Annotated in this window: 9 protein-coding genes; 4 read left to right on the top strand and 5 right to left on the bottom strand. The window is 64.5% G+C overall.

The window, feature by feature from the left end:
• Window positions 1–22: 22 nt before the first annotated feature.
• From D7S89_RS01690 to D7S89_RS01675, 4 genes are all read left to right on the top strand, one after another.
• Window positions 23–514 carry a MarR family winged helix-turn-helix transcriptional regulator gene (locus D7S89_RS01690; protein ID WP_121275010.1) on the top strand — a complete coding sequence of 164 codons (492 nt, stop codon included), beginning with the start codon at window positions 23–25 and terminating at the stop codon, window positions 512–514.
• A gap of 96 nt (window positions 515–610) precedes the next feature.
• The gene (locus tag D7S89_RS01685; RefSeq protein WP_121275995.1) at window positions 611–2,122 is read left to right on the top strand and encodes an efflux transporter outer membrane subunit; all 1,512 of its coding nucleotides are present in this window, start codon (window positions 611–613) and stop codon (window positions 2,120–2,122) included.
• A 91-nt stretch (window positions 2,123–2,213) separates the two neighbouring features.
• Entirely contained in the window at window positions 2,214–3,467 is a 1,254-nt protein-coding gene (locus D7S89_RS01680) for an HlyD/EmrA/EmrK family protein (RefSeq protein ID WP_121275008.1), read from the top strand.
• Window positions 3,468–3,513: 46 nt separating this feature from the next.
• Window positions 3,514–5,073, top strand: a complete 1,560-nt coding sequence (locus D7S89_RS01675) for a DHA2 family efflux MFS transporter permease subunit (protein ID WP_121275006.1) — start codon at window positions 3,514–3,516, stop codon at window positions 5,071–5,073.
• 135 nt (window positions 5,074–5,208) lie between these two features.
• Here D7S89_RS01675 and truB read toward each other — a convergent pair whose 3' ends face one another.
• The 5 genes from truB to rimP all read right to left on the bottom strand — a co-directional run bounded on the left by truB (window position 5,209) and on the right by rimP (window position 11,670).
• Window positions 5,209–6,159, bottom strand: coding sequence for a tRNA pseudouridine(55) synthase TruB (truB, locus tag D7S89_RS01670; protein ID WP_121275004.1), 951 nt, complete (start codon window positions 6,157–6,159; stop codon window positions 5,209–5,211).
• Window positions 6,160–6,207: 48 nt separating this feature from the next.
• A complete protein-coding gene (gene rbfA, locus D7S89_RS01665; RefSeq protein ID WP_121275002.1) occupies window positions 6,208–6,576 on the bottom strand; it encodes a 30S ribosome-binding factor RbfA in 369 nt (122 codons plus the stop codon).
• A gap of 123 nt (window positions 6,577–6,699) precedes the next feature.
• Entirely contained in the window at window positions 6,700–9,645 is a 2,946-nt protein-coding gene (gene infB, locus D7S89_RS01660; protein WP_121275000.1) for a translation initiation factor IF-2, read from the bottom strand.
• A 94-nt stretch (window positions 9,646–9,739) separates the two neighbouring features.
• Window positions 9,740–11,215: a transcription termination factor NusA gene (gene nusA / locus D7S89_RS01655; RefSeq protein ID WP_121274998.1), complete on the bottom strand. Its 1,476-nt coding sequence runs from the start codon at window positions 11,213–11,215 to the stop codon at window positions 9,740–9,742.
• Window positions 11,215–11,670, bottom strand: a complete 456-nt coding sequence (gene rimP, locus D7S89_RS01650) for a ribosome maturation factor RimP (protein ID WP_121275993.1) — start codon at window positions 11,668–11,670, stop codon at window positions 11,215–11,217. Before rimP ends, nusA begins: the two co-directional genes overlap by 1 nt.
• Window positions 11,671–11,980: the final 310 nt, after the last annotated feature.

The raw sequence follows: 11,980 nt of genomic DNA, 5'->3' as shown, positions 1-11,980 counted from the left end.
ATTGCAACCGCACTAAATTGCCATGACTAAACCGTCCAGCGCGCTGCCCCCGGAAGTCAGCGACTATCAGCTCGATGAGAGCGTCGGCTATCTGCTCTCGCGCTGCAAATCGAGCCTGTCGAATCTCGTCACGCAGCGCACGATGAGCGAGTTGGGCATCACGAGCACCCAAGCCAGCATGTTGTTCATGATCGGCAGCGGCCGCTGTCAGCTCGCGGCCGAGCTCGCGCGCGACTACGGCATCGATGCGAGCGCCGTCACGCGCCTGATCGACCGGCTGGAAAAGCGCAGCCTGCTCTCGCGCGTACGCAGCAGCGAAGACCGGCGCGCGGTGCATCTGGAGCTCACGCCCGAGGGCTACAAGCTCGCCGCGTGCATGCCGGCCATCTTCGGCGGCGTCGTCGACAAGGCACTAGGGGGCTTCACGCCCGAGGAGGTCGGTTTCCTGAAAAACATGCTCCGGCGCATCCTCACGAATACCGGCGACTCGTCGACGGACTCGCGTGAGCGCTGACTCGACAAATCGATGTAACGGCAACAAATTTCGGTCCTCAATCGTCAAGAATAAGTTGCAATGTCCATGATCACTTTCTCACCGGAAGGGCCCGCGATGACCTCTCCCACTCGGCCGACGCGTGCATCGATGCGCCGCGGCGCCATCGCGGCCGCTGTCGCCGCATTCGTGCTTGCAGGCTGCGTCAATTACGCGGGCATCAAGAGCGACAAGCAACTGACCTCGGCTGGCGCACTCGAGACGAAGCAAAGCCTGCCTGGCGAAGGCGGCCAATGGCCCTCGCTCGATTGGGCGAGCCAGTTCGGCGACCCGCAATTGCCCAAGCTCGTCGCCGAAGCCATCGAAGGCAACCCGACGATCGCGCAGGCGCAGGCCCGGATCGCGAAGGCGCAGTCGTTCACCGAGAGCTCGCGCTCGAACCTCCTGCCGAAGGCCGAAGGCAGCTATTCATGGACGCGCGAGCGCCTCTCGGCGACGAGCCTGTATCCGCCCCCCTTCGGCGGCACCTGGCTCAACGAGAACACCGTGCTCGCCAGCGTCTCGTGGGACCTCGACCTCTGGGGCAAGAACCGCGCGCGCCTGAACTCCGCGCTCTCGCAGCAGAAGGTTGCCGCGGCCGACCTGCAGCAGGCCCGCACGGCGCTGGCCTCGTCGGTCGCCCGCACCTACAACGCGCTCGCGCAGCTGTACGCGCTGCGCGACATCGCCTCGCGTGAAATCGCCAACCGCAAGGACGTCAGCACGATCACGAACGGCCGCGTCACCGCAGGGCTCGATACGAACGTCGAGAAGCAGACGGCGCTCGGCAACATCGCGACGAGCCAGGCCAATCTCTCCGACCTGGACGGGCAGATCACGGCCGTGCGCTATCAGCTCGCCGCCCTGCTCGGCAAGGGCCCGGACCGTGGCCTGCAGATCGCCGACCCGGTGCTCGCGCCCGGCGGCAATGTCACGCTGCCCGACAATGTGCCGGCGGACCTCGTGTCGCGCCGGCCCGACATCGTCGCGGCACGCTGGCAGGTCGAAGCGGCGATGCACGACGTCAAGGAAGCGAAGGCCGAGTTCTTCCCCGACGTCAACCTCGCCGCCGCCATCGGCTTCGACGCGTTCGGCTGGGGCCGCTTCCTGACCGCCGCGAGCCGTCAGGTGCAGGCCGGCCCGGCCATCCATCTGCCGATCTTCGATGCCGGCGCGCTGCGTGCGCAGCTCAAGGGCCGCTACGCCGACTTCGATCTCGACGTCGCGAACTACAACGAGACGCTCATCAATGCGCTGTCGGACGTCGCGACGCAAGTGGCGTCGATCCGCGCGATCGACCGCGAGATGAGCGACGCGCAGCGCGCGCTCGATGCCTCGACCGAAGCCTATCGGCTTGCCGTGATCCGCTACAAGGCCGGCTTGTCGCAGCAATTGCAGGTCCTGACCGCCGACAACAACCGGCTCGCGGCCGAGCAGACGGTCACGAACCTGAAGATGAAACGACGCGACTTGCAGTTCGCGCTGATTCACGCGCTGGGCGGCGGCTTCGATGCGCAGGCGGCCGGCCTCGCCACGCCGGGCGATGCATCGAACGCGGCAAACGCACAGGCCGCGCACGCGTCGAGCTGAACCGGCGAGCCGCACGCGAACCAAGAACACCAAGACGCAAGCAACGACTGACATTCGAACGACTGAGATTCGAGAAACGGAGAGTATTTCCATGAGCGACACTCAACATACCGCCGCGAATACGCAAACGCCGGCCACGAACGGCAAGCGCAAGCGGCTCATGACGCTGCTGGTCGGCGTCATTCTGATCGCGGCCGTCGCGTACGGCCTCTACTACTTCCTCGACGCGCGCTATCACGAGGACACTGACGACGCCTATGTGAACGGCAACGTCGTGCAGATCACGCCGCAAGTGACGGGCACGGTCGTCGCCGTGAACGCCGACGACACGCAGACCGTCAAGGCTGGCGATCCGCTCGTCGTGCTCGACGGCGCCGACGCGCGCGTCGCGCTCCAGCAGTCGGAGGCGAACCTTGCGCAGACCGTCCGCCAAGTGCGCGGCCTGTTCGTCAACAACGATCAGTATCTGGCTCAGGTCGCCCAGCGCGAATCCGACCTGTCGCGCACGCAGGACGATTTGCGTCGCCGGCTGACGGTCGCACAAACCGGCGCCGTGTCGCAAGAAGAGATCTCGCACGCGCGTGACGCCGTCAAGGCCGCGCAGGCCGCGCTCGACGCCGCGCAGCAGCAGCTCGCGTCGAACCGCGCACTGACGTCCAACACGACGATCGCGACACATCCGAACGTGCTGGCAGCCGCCGCCAGGGTGCGTGATGCCTATCTGGGCAACGCACGCAACACGCTGCCCGCTCCCGTGAACGGCTACGTCGCCAAGCGCGCGGTGCAGGTCGGTCAACGCGTGTCGCCGGGCACCCCGCTGATGGCGATCGTGCCGCTCGACGGCGTGTGGGTCGACGCGAACTTCAAGGAAGTGCAGCTCAAGCACATGCGGATCGGCCAGCCTGTGGAACTGACGGCGGACGTCTACGGCTCGTCGGTCGTCTATCACGGCAAGGTCGTGGGCTTCTCGGCCGGCACGGGCGCCGCGTTCTCGCTGCTGCCCGCGCAAAACGCGACCGGCAACTGGATCAAGGTCGTGCAGCGCCTGCCGGTGCGTATCGCGCTCGATGCGCAGGAACTGCGCGCGCATCCGCTGCGCGTCGGCCTGTCGATGCAAGCCGACGTGAACATCAAGAACGACACGGGCTCGCAGCTCGGCGACGCGCAGAACACCGTCTATCAGACCAATGTGTTCGACAAGTACGGCGCCGAAGCCGATGCCGAAATCGCTCGCATCATTACAGCCAACGCGGGTTCCGCAGCGTCGAACGTCGTCGAGCAAAAGCCGGCCGCGCACGGTGCTGGCGCTGCGAAGGTCGCCAGCGGCGCCGCCAAGCTGATGTAAGCGTAGCAAAAGCGCCAACCGAAGCATTTCGAGGACCCCAAGCGTCATGGCTCAACCGCAAGCCCCTCACCCGCCGCTCACCGGCACACAGCTCGCGATCGGCACTGTCGCCGTATCGCTCGCCGTGTTCATGAACGTGCTCGATACGTCGATCGCCAACGTGTCGATCCCGACGATCTCGGGCGACCTTGGCGTATCGGCGGATCAGGGCACCTGGGTCATCACGTCGTTCGCCGTGGCCAATGCGATCTCGGTGCCGCTCACGGGCTGGCTGACCGACCGCATCGGCCAGGTGCGCCTGTTTCTCGCGTCGATCGTGCTGTTCGTGATCTCGTCGTGGATGTGCGGGCTCGCACCGACGCTGCCGTTCCTGTTGCTCTCGCGCGTCATTCAAGGTGCTGTCGCGGGACCGATGATTCCGCTGTCGCAAACGCTGTTGCTCGCAAGCTACCCGCGTGCGAAGGCACCGCTGGCGCTCTCGATGTGGTCGATGACGACGCTGATCGCGCCCGTGGCGGGCCCGATTCTCGGCGGCTGGATCTCCGACAACATCTCGTGGCCGTGGATCTTCTACGTCAACATTCCCGTCGGCATCGTGGCGGCCGGCGCAACGTGGGCGATCTTCCGCAATCGCGAGTCGTCCATCAAGAAAGCGCCGATCGACACGGTCGGTCTGGCGTTGCTGATGATCTGGGTCGGATCGCTGCAGGTCATGCTCGATAAAGGCAAGGACCTCGACTGGTTCTCGTCGACGACGATCGTCGTGCTCGCGCTCACGGCCATCATCGGCTTCGCGTTCTTCGTCGTCTGGGAGCTGACCGCCGAGCATCCCGTCGTCGACCTGTCGCTGTTCAAGAAGCGCAACTTCACGGGCGGCACGATCGCGCTGTCGATCGGCTATGGGCTCTACTTCGGCAATCTCGTGCTGCTGCCGTTGTGGCTGCAGACCAACATCGGCTACACGGCCACCGATGCGGGTCTCGTGATGGCGCCCGTCGGCGTGTTCGCGGTCCTGCTCTCGCCGGTGACGGGCAAGTTGTTGCCGCGCACCGACCCGCGCAAGATCGCCACGGCCGCATTCGCCGTGTTCGCGCTGTGTTTCTGGATGCGCTCACGCTACACAACGGGCGTCGATACGTGGTCGCTCGCGGTGCCGACGCTCATTCAGGGTATCGCGATGGCGGGCTTCTTCATCCCGCTCGTGTCGATCACGCTGTCGGGCCTGCCTGGTCAGCGCATTCCGGCTGCTTCCGGGCTGTCGAACTTCGTGCGGATCATGTGCGGCGGCATCGGCACATCGATCTTCACGACCGCGTGGGACCATCGCACGAGCTTTCACCATGCGCAGTTGACCGAACGCGCGAGCGCGCTCGACCCGACGTTCGGCCAATCGATGGCGCAGCTCGGCGCCACGGGGCTCGACGCCTCGCAGCGCTATAGCATGTTCGATCGGCTCGTCACGCAGCAAGCCGCGCAGCTCGGCGTGAACGATCTGTTCTACCTGTCGTCGGTCATCTTCATCGTGCTGATCGCGCTGATCTGGATCACACGACCGGAGCGCGCAGGCGCAAGTGATGCGGGCGCGGCGGCATCGGCCGCGCATTGATGCGTACGACGTATTGAGCGCCGATCGCACAGACGAAACGCGCGAAGCAAACGAAAACGCCCGGCATCGACCGGGCGTTTCTTTGTGCGGCGGACACACCATGGCGCGTCCGCCGTATCTCTGCGAGCCGTCTGCTTAGTCCGACGCGCCACTCACGACAAGCCGCTCGGGCGCCAGCACGCCGTTCTCGGCACGCGCCACACCAAGCAAGGCGCCGTCTGCGTCGCGATAGACGCGGACACGCGCCCCCGGCGCACAAGCCGTCGCATCGAACGCCGGCAAGTCGGCAAGCCGCAGCCGCTGCCCTTGCTGAAAACGCCGGGCCTCGTCTTGGCCGAGGCGCACCGGCGCGAACGTCGACAGCAGTGCATCGACAGGCTGCAGTCGCGTATCGCGCTCAGCCGCGTCCATTTGCGCCAACGCATCGAGCGTCACGGCGTGTTCGAGCGTCAGCACGCCGACCCCTGTGCGCCGCAGGGCGACCAGATGCGCGCCACAGCCCAGCGCTTCGCCGATGTCCTCGGCTAGCGTGCGCACGTAGGTGCCCTTGCTGCACGTCACGCGGAACGTCACGTCGGGCAACGCGTGATGCAGGATCTCGAGCAAGTGAATCGTCACCTGCCGCCCTTCCCGCTCCACTACCTGCCCGGCGCGCGCATATTCATAAAGCGGTTTGCCGTCGCGCTTGAGCGCCGAATACATCGGCGGTATCTGCACGATCTCGCCACGAAAGCGCGCGAAGGCATCCTCCAACGCGGCGGCGTCTAGTTTGCCGACTTCGCGCGTCTCGAGCGCTTCGCCTTCCGCATCGCCGGTCGTCGTGCGGATACCCAGACGCATCGTCGCTTCGTAGGTCTTGTCGGCATCGAGCAGGTCTTGCGAGAACTTCGTCGCTTCGCCGAAACAGAGCGGCAGCAGGCCCGAGGCGAGCGGATCGAGCGTACCCGTATGGCCCGCTTTCTTGGCAAGGTAGAGGCGCTTGGCGCCGATCAGCGCATCGTTGCTCGACATGCCGATGGGCTTGTCGAGCAGCAATACGCCGTCGAGCGTGCGACGCGGCACGCGAGGACGTTGGGCTGGCTTCATCGAATGCAAAATGGCGAGACGAACGGCGGGCGAAAGGTGCGGCGGAACTCAGTCGTCCTTGGCGCGCGACGCGTTCGCTGCGTCGATGAGGCGGGACATCTCGACCGCCTTCTCGATCGTCTTGTCGTAATGGAAATGCAGCGTCGGCACCGTGTGGATGTGCAGGCGCTTGAACAGCAGATTGTGCAGATGGCCGGCCGCATGATTGAGCGCGACCTGTGTCGCGTCGGCATCGCCGGTCAGCGTCGTGAAGTAGACCTTCGCGTGCGCGTAGTCAGGCGTGAGCTCGACGCTCTGGATCGTGACGAGCCCGATGCGCGGGTCCTTGACCTCGCGCATGATGAGTTCAGACAAATCGCGCTGAATCTGGTCGGCGATCTGCACGTTGCGATTCGGAGAGCTGCGTTTCTTCGACATGGTCAATCCGTGATGCGATAACTGGCGCCGGCCCGGCACGTTGCACTTGCACCGGGTTGCCACAAAAAACAACGGGCGGAGCAGGCTACATGCCCGCTCCGCCCCCGAGCCGCGCGCGTTGCGTTACAGCGTACGCGCGACTTCCGTGACTTCGAACACCTCGAACTGATCGCCTTCAACGATGTCGTTGAAGTTCTTGACCGACATACCGCATTCGAAGCCCTGCTTCACTTCCTTCACGTCATCCTTGAAGCGCTTGAGCGAATCGAGCTCGCCCGTGTGGATGACCACGTTGTTGCGCAGCACGCGCACGGACGACGAGCGCTTGACGACACCGTCGGTGACCATACAGCCCGCCACCGCGCCGACCTTCGGCACGCGGAAGACCTGGCGCACCTCGACCATCCCCGTGATGACCTCGCGCTTCTCGGGCGCGAGCATGCCCGACATCGCCGCCTTCACTTCATCTACAGCGTCATAGATGATGTTGTAGTAGCGGATGTCGACTTCGTTCGTCTCGGCGAGCTTGCGGGCCTGAGCATCGGCACGCGTATTGAAGCCGATGATGACCGCCTTGGACGCCGTCGCCAGGTTGACGTCCGACTCGCTGATGCCGCCGACCGCGCTGTGCACGATCTGCACGCGCACTTCGTCCGTCGACAGCTTCTGCAGCGATTGCACGAGTGCTTCCTGCGAGCCTTGCACGTCGGCCTTGACGATGAGCGGCAGGTTCTGCACTTCGCCCTCGCCCATCTGCTCGAGCATGCTTTCGAGCTTGGCGGCCTGCTGCTTCGCGAGCTTCACGTCGCGGAACTTGCCTTGACGGAACAGCGCGATTTCACGCGCCTTGCGCTCGTCCGGCAACACGATGACTTCCTCGCCAGCCGCCGGCACTTCGGACAGACCTTGAATCTCGACCGGGATCGACGGACCAGCCGCCTTCGTCGGCTTGCCCGTCTCGTCAAGCATCGCACGCACGCGGCCGTAAGCCGAGCCAGCCAGCACGACGTCGCCGCGCGACAGCGTGCCCGATTGCACGAGCACCGTCGCGACCGGGCCCTTGCCCTTGTCGAGCTTCGCTTCGATCACGAGGCCCTTGGCCGGCGCTTCGACCGGCGACTTCAGTTCGAGCACTTCGGCTTGCAGCAGCACGTTCTCGAGCAGATCGTCGATACCCGTGCCCGTCTTGGCCGACACCGGCACGAACGGCGAGTCGCCGCCGTACTCTTCCGGCACCACGCCTTCGGTCACGAGCTCTTGCTTCACGCGCTCGGGATTGGCTTCGGGCTTGTCGATCTTGTTGATCGCCACGACGATCGGCACACCGCCCGCTTTCGCGTGCGCGATGGCTTCCTTCGTCTGCGGCATCACGCCGTCGTCGGCCGCAACCACGAGAATCACGATGTCGGTTGCTTTCGCACCGCGCGCACGCATTGCAGTAAACGCTTCGTGACCCGGCGTATCGAGGAACGTGATGACACCGCGCGGCGTGTCGACGTGATAAGCGCCGATGTGCTGCGTAATGCCGCCCGCTTCGCCAGCCGCCACCTTCGCACGGCGGATGTAGTCGAGCAGCGAGGTCTTGCCGTGGTCGACGTGGCCCATGACCGTCACGACCGGCGGACGCGGCAGTTGCTCGGCGTCGGTCACTTCGCCTTCGACCAGCAGCGCTTCCGGATCGTCGAGCTTGGCCGCCACAGCGCGGTGGCCGAGTTCCTCGACGATGATCATCGCCGTTTCCTGGTCGAGCATCTGGTTGATCGTGACCATCTGGCCCAGCTTCATCATCACCTTGATGACTTCCGAAGCCTTCACCGACATCTTGTGCGCCAGATCGGCAACCGTGATCGTCTCGGGCACGTGCACTTCGCGCACGATCGGCTCGGTCGGCGCCTGGAACGACGTCGCATCCTGATGCTTGCCGCGACCCTTCGGGCCGCCGCGCCAGCCGCGATCCACGCCACCGCTCGAGTCACCGCGCGTCTTGATGCCGCGGCGCTTGGCGGCATCGTCCTGCCAGCCGCCCTTACCGCCGCCAGGCTTCTTCTTGTCGGCACCCGCGGGGGCCGACGACGGCGCAGCCGCCGGTGCCGCCGTTGCGGGCTTGCGTGCACCCGGGCCCGGCCGCGCCGCCTCGCCGGCCGGACGTGCCGGCTTGTGCAGCGTACCCTTCGCCTCGGCCGCCTTCGCCGGTGCTTCGGCCGGCTTCGGAGCAGGCGCCGGCTCGGGCGCCTTCACCTGCGCACGGCGCGGCGTGTTCATCATTTCGCGGATGGCGCGTGCTTCGGCTTCGGCCTTCTCGCGGCGCTTGCGGATATCTTCCTGCTCGACACGCGCCTTCTCGGCAGCCTCGCGTGCAGCGTCCTCGGCCTTCTTCGCCGCTTCACGCTGCGCCGCACGCTCGGCAGCGGCGCGCTCGTCCTCGGCCGCAGTACGTTCGGCCTGTTCGCGTGCAGCAGCCTCGGCGTCTTTTTGGGCCGCGTGCTTTTGCGCTTCGACGTGCTTTTGAGCTTCGGCGTGCTTTTGAGCCTCTTCTTCCTCGGCACGGCGGCGCTCGGCTTCGAGCGCGCGCTCGCGCGCCTGGCGCTCGGCCTCTTCACGCTCGAGACGTTCCTGACGCTCCTTGAGCTCCTGAGCCTGCTGCGCGAGCAGCTCGGCCTCGCGGCGAGCCTCTTCCTCGCGTCGTTGCAGCTCGGCGCTTTCCGCTGCTGCGGCGGCTTCGGCCGCAGCCTGGTCCGCTGCATCGGCCACACCCGCTTCGGCGGCTTCGTCACGCTTGACGAAGACACGCTTCTTGCGCACCTCGACCTGAATGGTACGAGCCTTGCCCGTCGCGTCGGATTGTTTGATCTCCGACGTGTGCCGGCGGGTCAGCGTGATCTTGCGCTTGTCCGTGTCGGACGCGCCATGCGACTTGCGCAAGTGATCGAGCAGACGCGCCTTGTCCGATTCCGACAAGGCATCGTCCTCACTCGCTTTCTGGACACCCGCAGCCTGGAGCTGTTCGAGCAGCACTCCGGCAGGCATTTTCAGTTCCGCGGCAAATTGGGCTACGTTGTTACTCGCCATTCATTCCTCTTAATGCAAGGACCGATTCCTTGCGGTTAGCATCGGGTCAGGCGGCCAGCGGCCGCTGTGGGGTCAGTGCGTCATGGTTGTTCACTCACTGGAACCAGTGTTCACGTGCTTTCATGATCAATGCCTTCGCGGCATCCTCATTCATTCCGGTCATTTCGACCAATTCATCCACCGCCAGTTCGGCCAGATCGTCGCGCGTCTGGATCTGATGTTCGGCGAGCTTCGCGAGCAGGTCGGCGTCGATGCCATCGAGACTCTTCAAGTCCAAGGCGGCGTTCTCGACCTTCTCCTCGTTCGCGATCGCCATCGTGAGCAGCGCATCACGTGCGCGGTTGCGCAGTTCGTGGACGGTGTCCTCGTCGAACGCTTCGATCTCGAGCATTTCGTTGAGCGGCACGTAGGCGATCTCTTCGAGGCTCGTGAAGCCTTCGTCGATCAGGATGTCGGCGACTTCCTCGTCGACATCGAGTCGCGCCATGAACAAGTCGCGCAGTACGCCGCGCTCCTGATCCTGCTTCTGCGCCGATTCGTCCGGCGTCATGATGTTGATTTGCCAGCCCGTCAGTTCGCTGGCAAGACGCACGTTCTGGCCGCTGCGGCCGATCGCGACCGCGAGCTCGTTTTCGTCCACGACGACGTCCATCGAGTGCTTTTCTTCATCGACGACGATCGACTGGACCGCAGCCGGCGCGAGCGCGCCGATCACGAACTGGGCCGGGTCTTCGGACCATAGCACGATGTCGACGTTCTCGCCACCGAGCTCGTTGCGCACCGCCTGCACGCGCGAACCGCGAATGCCGACACAGGTGCCGATCGGATCGATACGCTTGTCGTACGCGACGACGCCGATCTTCGCGCGCACGCCAGGATCGCGCGCCGCAGCCTTGATTTCGAGCAGGCCCTGTTCGATCTCGGGCACTTCCATCTCGAACAGCTTCATGAGGAATTCGGGTGCCGTGCGCGACAGCTCGATCTGCGGGCCGCGCGCCGTACGATCGACCTTGCCGATGTAGGCGCGCACGCGGTCGCCCACGCGCAGGTTTTCCTTCGGAATCAGCTGATCGCGACGCAGCAGCGCTTCCACGCGCCCTGATTCGACGATGAAGTTACCCTTGTCGAGACGCTTGACCGTGCCGGTCATGATCTTTTCGCCGCGCTCGAGGAAGTCGTTCAGGATCTGCTCGCGCTCGGCATCGCGCACCTTTTGCAGAATCACCTGCTTGGCGGCCTGCGCGCCGATACGGCCGAATTCGATCGAGGGGATCGGTTCCTCGATGAACTGATCGATCTCGATCTCGGGCTGATCCTCGCGAGCCTCGAACAGCAGGATTTCCTGATCCGGCTGTTGCAAACCTGCTTCGTCCGGCACGACGCGCCAGCGGCGATACGTTTCATGCTCGCCGCTTTCACGATCGATGTGGACGCGAATATCCACGTCTTCTTCGAAGAGCTTCTTGGTGGCTGAAGCAAGGGCGGCTTCGAGCGCAGCGAACACGACATCCTTATTGACGTTCTTCTCGCGCGCCAGCGCATCCACCAGCATCAATACTTCGCGACTCATTATTTACGGCTCCTAAAGTCAACGTGCGGGACAAGGCGTGCGCGATCAATATCCGCGAGCGTGAAATCAAGCATCGCGGTGCCTTCCTTCCCTTCAAATTCCAAACCGATCGTTTCCCCGTTCGGCGCATGCAGGATGCCCCGATACGATTTGCGCCCGTCCAACGGTTTTTTTAACGTCACAACGGCCTCGCTGCCCGCGAAGCGGACGAAATCCGCGAGTTTCTTCAGCGGACGGTCCAGCCCCGGCGACGACACTTCGAGCCGTTCGTAGTCAATATTTTCAACCGTCAGAACGTGCTGGAGCTGACGCGTGACCTTTTCGCAATCTTCAATCGCGATGCCGGCCGGCTGGTCGATGTAGATACACAGCATGCCGCGCCCGGTCCGCTCGAGGTCGACTAATTCGTAGCCCAGACCCGTGACCGTGGTTTCTATCAGTTCCGTCAGTTGCACAATGCCCTCTAAGGTGTTCACGCGCGCCACGCGACACACCTCACGGGCCGCGCGCCTTGCCTCGCGCGCGGAAAGAGAGCGCTACTCGAGATGCCGAACCGTTACCGCAAAAAAAAATGGGCTTCACGCCCATCTTCTTACCGGTGGTCGCACCTGAGCCGCACAGAGAGAAAGCCGCACGCCCAGCGACTTCGAGAGTCTAGCATTTTTCGAGACGCTTGCAAAGCAAGCATCCCAGCGTCAAACCGCCGGGACGTCGAAAGCAGGCTGTTTGGGTGTCGCGGGACCGCCGTTCGACGGTCCCGTCAGC

Source organism: Trinickia fusca (assembly GCF_003628145.1).
Lineage (GTDB): Bacteria > Pseudomonadota > Gammaproteobacteria > Burkholderiales > Burkholderiaceae > Trinickia > Trinickia fusca.
Note: the sequence above shows the minus strand (reverse complement) of the source record. Positions and strands in the feature narration are given on the sequence as shown.

What these genes read in the sequence shown, in the direction of transcription:
- truB (WP_121275004.1), bottom strand. Translation starts at nt 6,159, where the DNA reads ATGAAGCCAGCCCAACGTCCTCGCGTGCCGCGTCGCACGCTCGACGGC.
- rbfA (WP_121275002.1), bottom strand. Translation starts at nt 6,576, where the DNA reads ATGTCGAAGAAACGCAGCTCTCCGAATCGCAACGTGCAGATCGCCGAC.
- D7S89_RS01680 (WP_121275008.1), top strand. Translation starts at nt 2,214, where the DNA reads ATGAGCGACACTCAACATACCGCCGCGAATACGCAAACGCCGGCCACG.
- nusA (WP_121274998.1), bottom strand. Translation starts at nt 11,215, where the DNA reads ATGAGTCGCGAAGTATTGATGCTGGTGGATGCGCTGGCGCGCGAGAAG.
- infB (WP_121275000.1), bottom strand. Translation starts at nt 9,645, where the DNA reads ATGGCGAGTAACAACGTAGCCCAATTTGCCGCGGAACTGAAAATGCCT.
- D7S89_RS01690 (WP_121275010.1), top strand. Translation starts at nt 23, where the DNA reads ATGACTAAACCGTCCAGCGCGCTGCCCCCGGAAGTCAGCGACTATCAG.
- D7S89_RS01675 (WP_121275006.1), top strand. Translation starts at nt 3,514, where the DNA reads ATGGCTCAACCGCAAGCCCCTCACCCGCCGCTCACCGGCACACAGCTC.
- D7S89_RS01685 (WP_121275995.1), top strand. Translation starts at nt 611, where the DNA reads ATGACCTCTCCCACTCGGCCGACGCGTGCATCGATGCGCCGCGGCGCC.